Source organism: Micromonospora mangrovicola, assembly GCF_047200535.1.
In the GTDB taxonomy this organism is placed as follows: domain Bacteria; phylum Actinomycetota; class Actinomycetes; order Mycobacteriales; family Micromonosporaceae; genus Micromonospora.
The window spans coordinates 1-1703 of the sequence record NZ_JBJZOG010000220.1 but is presented as its reverse complement, the minus strand read 5'-3'; the positions used below and the strand labels follow the sequence as shown (position 1 = coordinate 1703).

Below are 1703 nucleotides of genomic sequence, written 5' to 3'. Positions count from 1 at the left end.
AGTGCTTCAGTTCGTAAGTCCTTCGGTGGTTGACGGTCCGGGGTTTGGATGTGTGCAGTCGCTGATGGGACTGACGAGGACGTCGCAGACGAAGTCGAGGGCTTCTTCGGTGGTGCCGCCGAACCAGTACTGGTCTTCGTAGCTGTTGTTGCTGGCCCGGTAGGTCGCGAGGCTCCAGCGGTGGGCGGATCCGCTGTAGCGCAGTCGCATCAACGGCAGGTGCTGCTGTCCGCCGGTCAATTCGACGGTGACGTAGGCGAAGTGGCCGTGGTAGCGCACGTGGACTGCGGCCAGCTGCGGCCACCTCTCCTTGGCCCGGGCCCGCAGTCGCTGCGGCAGGGACGTCTTGGTGGAGGCAGGAATGACCGGCATGGGTTCACATCCTGCCGCCTCCGGCGTGTCCTGCCGGGTTGCGGCACGTCTGACCGGCATTCTCGACCGGCCCTGAACGAGATCATCTTCGATGGAAGCCGGCCGGTGCCTGCCCCTCACGCACGTCCAATCACCTTGACCGCCGCCGAACGACACAGGCTCACCGCTCTGGCCTACTCCCACACCGCCGCATATCAGCAGGTCATCCGGGCCCGGATCGTCTGTGATGCCGCCCGCGGAGACTCCAACGCCGCGATCGCCCGGCGGCACGACCTCACCATCGACACCGTGCGCCGCTGGCGCGGCCGGTTCGCCGACGAAGGCCTCGCCGGCCTCACCGATCGGCCACGCCCGGGACGGCCGCCACGGTTCACCCCGGTCCAGGTCGCCGAGGTCAAAGCCCTGGCCTGCCAGCTACCGGCCGAGACCGGCACGCCACTGTCGAGGTGGACTTACCCGGACCTGGCCGCTGAAGCCGTCGACCGTGGCATCGTCGCGGCGATCTCGGCGTCGACCATCCGCCGGATCCTTGCCCGTGACACGATCAAACCCTGGCAGCACCAGTCCTGGATCTTCATCCGCGACCCGAAGTTCGCCGTCAAAGCCGCCCGCGTGCTCGGCCTCTACGCCCGCGAATACGACGGCGTCCCGCTCGGCTCCGACGAGTACGTAATCTCCAGCGACGAGAAGACCAGCATCCAGGCCCGCTGCCGCTGCCACCCCACCCTGGCGCCCGGTGTCGCCCGGATGATGCGGGTCAACCACGAGTACCAGCGCAAAGGCGCCCTCGCCTACCTGGCCGCCTACGACGTCCACCAGGCCCGAGTGCTCTCCCACCGCAACGCGAAGACCGGCATCCTACCGTTCATGACCCTGGTCGAGCAGGTCATGACCCAAGAGCCCTACGCGTCGGCGAAGCGAGTGTTCTGGGTGGTCGACAACGGCTCCTCACACCGTGGCCAAGCCGCGGCCGACCGGCTCACGGCGCGGTTCCCGAACGCGGTCATGGTCCACACCCCGGTCCACGCGTCGTGGACGAACCAGATCGAGATCTACTTCTCGATCGTGCAGCGCAAGGTCCTGACACCCAACGACTTCACCAGCCTTGACCAGGTCGAAGACCGGCTCACCGCCTTCGAGCAGCGCTACAACGCGACCGCCCGGCCGTTCAGATGGAAGTTCACCCCGGCCGACCTCGAGGACCTTTTGGCCCGGATCGAGCGACACGAACAGAAAGAGCAGAACCTCCAGCAACCCGCCGGCTGCGACCACCAGCCTGCCGCACACGCCCTGGCCGCATAACCCCCGAAGGATTTACGACCTGGACCACT

2 protein-coding genes are annotated in these 1703 nt (G+C 66.9%); one reads left to right on the top strand and one right to left on the bottom strand.

The genetic code is table 11. The annotated features are described in order from the left end of the window. Window positions 1–6: 6 nt before the first annotated feature. Complete coding sequence (locus tag ACL02O_RS34115) at window positions 7–372, bottom strand: hypothetical protein (protein WP_412822304.1); 366 nt, start codon at window positions 370–372, stop codon at window positions 7–9. 135 nt (window positions 373–507) lie between these two features. Between ACL02O_RS34115 and ACL02O_RS34110 the strand changes: the two genes are divergently transcribed. Then, window positions 508–1674: an IS630 family transposase gene (locus ACL02O_RS34110; RefSeq protein ID WP_412822303.1), complete on the top strand. Its 1167-nt coding sequence runs from the start codon at window positions 508–510 to the stop codon at window positions 1672–1674. Window positions 1675–1703: the final 29 nt, after the last annotated feature.

What these genes read in the sequence shown, in the direction of transcription:
- ACL02O_RS34115 (WP_412822304.1), bottom strand. Translation starts at nt 372, where the DNA reads ATGCCGGTCATTCCTGCCTCCACCAAGACGTCCCTGCCGCAGCGACTG.